The organism is Undibacterium sp. Xuan67W (assembly GCF_049340165.1).
Classification (GTDB): domain Bacteria; phylum Pseudomonadota; class Gammaproteobacteria; order Burkholderiales; family Burkholderiaceae_D; genus Undibacterium.
Genome location: NZ_JBMPPN010000044.1, coordinates 1 through 3,765, shown reverse-complemented (window position 1 = coordinate 3,765; position 3,765 = coordinate 1). Strand labels below are relative to the sequence as shown.

Below are 3,765 nucleotides of genomic sequence, written 5' to 3'. Positions count from 1 at the left end.
CGGAACAAGCGCCCATCGAAGTGCGTATCGACCTTGGCGGCGGAATGTTGCTCACCATCACGAGACACGGATGTTCTTCCTCAAAGGTCAGGTGCGCGTCTTCCTGTACGGCCAGCCAACGAGAATGCGCCGTTCGGCGGCCTCTATGCGCTGGCCCGGCACACTATGCAGCAAGATCCCATATCAGGTCGTGAACGGTCAGCCACTCATACTGTAGTGAGCGAAAGAGAATTCAACATCCTAAAGCGCCCCTTATCGCTATCCAGTTTTGCATTAGCGCCAAGACGGAGGGGAGCGGCGTTGGTCATGGACGCGATGATAACTTAGTTAAATCAATCGGTTGATTTAACTATTTCCTGCGCGCCGTGGGGTTTTGGTACCAATCGGTTACTGGCGGGCCCGGCGGGTTTAAAGTGGTCGGAGTGCTCGGGGCGCATGCACCGTTCGCCCGATCTCAGCTAACGCGATAGCATGGAACGGTAGTGCCGTCCTTCAAATGACCCACTTCCTCCGTGTGCTTGAACGCAATAACAATACCGGCAATTGCCAGCACAAGAGTCGCCGCTCCGACAATGGCCATGCGCCACCCGAAGCCGGGCCTACCGTAGTAGTGTACCCGTGTGGCTATGCCAGCTACGTGACCCAATAAAGGTAAACACAGTGCCAGTCCAAATAGCCAGGCATCTGCTCCCACCCGCAATACCGCGGTTTGACTCCCTGAAGGGCAGTAGCCGTAGTAGCCTTCTTGCAAGACAGAGGCGACAACGTTGATACCCATCGCCCACTCTAAAGTGGGCGCGATTCCTGTGATAGCAAACCAGAATGCGACCGTTTTGATATCCATGCCCTGACTAACCCGAGGCGTGGTGTGAGCGGCTCCACCTTTGATATCATCGGGCGGCCTCTCCACCAGCGTCTCGGCGACTGCTATTGCTTGTTCAAGCAGGTGTGACCAGTCTTTGACCGGTGTTCTGCGCCCAAGGCGGGAGAGGTACACATGGCTGTCATCCACCCATACCTTGGCATCGGGCGGTGTGTGCGTAAGCGCCCAAAGAGACGATGCTTTGTTGAGATAAATGATGAAGACCGTCGACACTTCCCGGCTCGATTCATCGGTAAGCAAGCCGGTCCCGCAATGTTCAAGCTCCAGAACCGTAAAAGCGAACGTGTCACGTCTGCCTTCGACAATGGATACCGCTCGGAGATTGTCGAGCTTTGCCGCCTTCCACAGCGGATGCTTGAACTGCCTGAGAAAGCCCTCGGGCGGAGTTTTCTTTTCAGCCATGGTTCACTCAAACCGTTTCAGTTCTTCCTCGTCTTCCCACTTTCTGCTCGCATCAATGTATATGTAGCAAGAAAACGCAGCACAGATCAGCAAGGCAATGGGCCCCAAGACGCCGTGCAGAATGAAGAACGTGACCGTGCTGGCAGCAATCACGAAGGCCCTGTAAAGGACGTTTGCAGACAGGATCAAAACCACGAGTACCAATAACATGATCATGGCCCAGATCACCCCAAAAATAAGCAGGGAGAAGATGTAAAAGACCATGACGCCAGCACCGTTGCCGCTGCTCATGTCCGTGTAAATGTGCTCCATGCTCCACCATGTATAGAGGCATGCAACAAAGGTGGTCAATCCGGTCCACAGAGGTTCGATCTTTAGTTTCATAAATGCTGAGTCGGAAGTTTGCGTTTTGAATTTAAACCAATCGGCTGAAAGTGTATTGGGGCCAAAGTGGCGTACTGGGGTCATAGTCACGATAGTAGTTGCAATGTAATGATTCGCTAAATATCAACTTCTGTCGCACGTCCATCAACCTGCGTATAACTGTTTTTTCTCCTCTGAGATTCAATGTTTTTACAGTACGTCGTACATTGACTCGTGCATTAGTCGTACGCATGGATTTGATTATTGGTCCCGGTACACTGGCTCTACGGGTGGACGCAATTAACAGGAGCATATCGCGTTAAGCAGTTCGTACGTACAAATCGGACCGCAACGGTTTAGCCGCAAACAACTGCTTCCATAGTTTCGGCGTCAACTCGGGCACCTTTGACGCTGGATGCTGTACCACGCGCTGCAATACATCCACGAAGTAATCATAGGGGTTAATGTCGTGCATGCGGCAGGTCACGTGCAAGCTTTTCACAATACCGATGTGTTTTGCCCCTAATTCTATCCATCGGTATCACCCTCAATGCCCGTTCATTGTGGTTAGTGTCAATGGATACTTCGGCATCGTCAAGGTAAACTTCCAGACCAGCGCGCCGCTCCCGAATATACGCGAGTGCACCGAGGACGGGGCTGCTGGGTAAGAATCCCCGTGCATCAAATTGTTTTTCGATCCAGGCAAAGAATTCGACTGCGATCGGCTTCACTTGTTTTTGGCTCAACGCCAGCTTGCATTGTCCACTGAAACCTTGCTTTCGGATCTGCGTCTCGACGTGATAAAGCGCTCCTATCCAATTGAGTGCCTGTTCGGCGGCATCTGGCTCCATGTCTTGCGCCTCATAGACATGCTTTGCCGCCCGGCTCGGATAATACAACAAAACAGATGTCGTCTTGTTCACCGTAGACAGACCAGATATACGCCGCTTTCAGCTTCCCTTTAACGGAGGGGCCGGCTTTGATCGGGTCTCATCCATCGATTTCATACGAGAACTGCAAATGGAATTGAGCTGGATCTCAAAGATGGGTTCGAACAAGGTCACTGCGCGGGGCATCAGTTTGGTGATCCACCCACGGCTGACCTTGATGCCATCGTCAGTCAGTTTGGAGTGCTGAAAGTACAGTGGCTGGGGGGAGGCGAACTTGTCGACGATCATGCCGGTGATGAAGCTGACATCGGCACGACTGCCGTCAACCACGCCAACCGGTGCAGGTGGACATGAAATGGTCTGGGTATCCAAGCGTTTTATGGCCGGGCGCACGTATTTGAGAATGACGTAGCTGCCAGGGCGTTGCGCCAGACGGTGACTTGCTTTCTCACCGATCACTTCCTAGTCAGCCTGGTCTCGGCCATTGATTTCTGGGTTGGGAGCAGCAATGACCTGCACCGGCACCTTCTTGTCGTCAAAGAGCAGGGCCAATTCGTCGTTGCCGTCCAGGTTTTTTTGCTTGGCCTCGCACAGGTGACTGCCAACCAGCGTCTTCTTCCCTGGCGGCGTTTGGTCTGGGATGGCGGCAAACCGGCGCCAGTTGACGATTTCAAGTTCTTTGACGTTGAGTAGTCCCGTCATTTCCAATGGTGTCAACGTCGTCGCTTCTGGACTTGTTTTAGCATTAGAAAGTGGGGTATTTTGTATGTCTGTGTTATACCGGAATTGATCCATTTATTCAGTCGTTTTAGCTATGTGATTGCTGGTATTTTTACAGTAAGTTAGGGTGCGCTTCAGCTCAATTCCTTCGAACAGGAATTTTAAGTTGGTCCAGTCCAGTTCGTGCGTCGAAACGTTGTTCCAGTTGCTGAGTAATCGGCCAAATTCGAGCCGCTTGGACCCGACCCATAATCAGGTGCGGTCGAAGTACAGCACCTTGATTTGATTGGCGCGGCGATTGATGAAGGCGAATACGTGACCGGATATGGGATCTTGCTGCATAGTGTGCCGGGCCAGCGCATAGAGGCCGCCGAACGGCGCATTCTCGTTGGCTGGCCTTACAGGAAGGCGCGCACCTGACCTTCGAGGAAGAACATCCGTGTCTCGTGATGGTGAGAAACATTCCGCCGCCAAGGTCGATACGCACTTCGATGGGTGCTTGTTCCA

Annotated in this window: 7 protein-coding genes; all 7 read right to left on the bottom strand. The window is 52.6% G+C overall.

All coding sequences use genetic code 11. From position 1 onward, the window contains the following. Window positions 1-454: 454 nt before the first annotated feature. A complete protein-coding gene (locus tag ACO0LE_RS20065) occupies window positions 455-1,285 on the bottom strand; it encodes a hypothetical protein (protein WP_422962096.1) in 831 nt (276 codons plus the stop codon). Window positions 1,286-1,288: 3 nt separating this feature from the next. Then, the gene (locus tag ACO0LE_RS20060) at window positions 1,289-1,669 is read right to left on the bottom strand and encodes a hypothetical protein (RefSeq protein WP_422962095.1); all 381 of its coding nucleotides are present in this window, start codon (window positions 1,667-1,669) and stop codon (window positions 1,289-1,291) included. A 298-nt stretch (window positions 1,670-1,967) separates the two neighbouring features. Beyond that, on the bottom strand, window positions 1,968-2,123 hold the full coding sequence (locus ACO0LE_RS20055) for a transposase domain-containing protein (RefSeq protein ID WP_422962094.1): 156 nt from the start codon (window positions 2,121-2,123) through the stop codon (window positions 1,968-1,970). Next, on the bottom strand, window positions 2,110-2,571 hold the full coding sequence (locus ACO0LE_RS20050; protein WP_422962093.1) for an IS66 family transposase: 462 nt from the start codon (window positions 2,569-2,571) through the stop codon (window positions 2,110-2,112). Before ACO0LE_RS20050 ends, ACO0LE_RS20055 begins: the two co-directional genes overlap by 14 nt. 27 nt (window positions 2,572-2,598) lie before the next feature. Beyond that, on the bottom strand, window positions 2,599-2,997 hold the full coding sequence (locus tag ACO0LE_RS20045) for an IS66 family transposase (protein WP_422962092.1): 399 nt from the start codon (window positions 2,995-2,997) through the stop codon (window positions 2,599-2,601). Window positions 2,998-3,000: 3 nt separating this feature from the next. Next, entirely contained in the window at window positions 3,001-3,333 is a 333-nt protein-coding gene (locus ACO0LE_RS20040) for a hypothetical protein (protein ID WP_422962091.1), read from the bottom strand. A 177-nt stretch (window positions 3,334-3,510) separates the two neighbouring features. Next, a partial coding sequence (tnpB, locus tag ACO0LE_RS20035) for an IS66 family insertion sequence element accessory protein TnpB (RefSeq protein WP_422962089.1) occupies window positions 3,511-3,765 on the bottom strand: 255 nt, incomplete at its 5' end.

Coding starts and splice junctions, on each gene's coding strand:
- ACO0LE_RS20055 (WP_422962094.1), bottom strand. CDS start 2,123: ATGCACGACATTAACCCCTATGATTACTTCGTGGATGTATTGCAGCGC.
- ACO0LE_RS20060 (WP_422962095.1), bottom strand. CDS start 1,669: ATGAAACTAAAGATCGAACCTCTGTGGACCGGATTGACCACCTTTGTT.
- ACO0LE_RS20065 (WP_422962096.1), bottom strand. CDS start 1,285: ATGGCTGAAAAGAAAACTCCGCCCGAGGGCTTTCTCAGGCAGTTCAAG.
- ACO0LE_RS20040 (WP_422962091.1), bottom strand. CDS start 3,333: ATGGATCAATTCCGGTATAACACAGACATACAAAATACCCCACTTTCT.